The following is a 272-nucleotide window of genomic DNA, read 5'->3' as shown; positions in this document are numbered from 1 at the left end:
ATCAGATCGAGCAGATCCATCAGGCGTCGATGCACATATTGGAGAATTTCGGCATTGAGGTGATGAGTCCGCGCGCGCTGTCGCTGTTCGAGAAGGCCGGCGCCAGGGTCGATCATGCCTCAGCGAATGTCCGCATCGATCGCGGCCTGATCGAAGACGTGCTGAATACCACGCAGCCCAGCTATGTGTTGACGCCGCGCAACCCGGCCAACGCGGTTCATCTGGGCGGCAACACCATCAATTTCACCCTCGTTGCCGGGCCGCCCAATGTC

General features: G+C 59.9%; 1 protein-coding gene. It reads left to right on the top strand.

Features of this window, described 5'->3' with window-relative positions; genetic code table 11:
* Nucleotides 1–272: trimethylamine methyltransferase family protein (locus P9217_RS30200; RefSeq protein WP_278088332.1), on the top strand; the 272-nt coding region annotated here is incomplete at both ends.

Origin of the sequence: Mesorhizobium sp. WSM4989 (assembly GCF_029625795.1) — a bacterium.
Lineage (GTDB): Bacteria > Pseudomonadota > Alphaproteobacteria > Rhizobiales > Rhizobiaceae > Mesorhizobium.
This window is presented reverse-complemented; position numbering and strand designations above follow the sequence as displayed.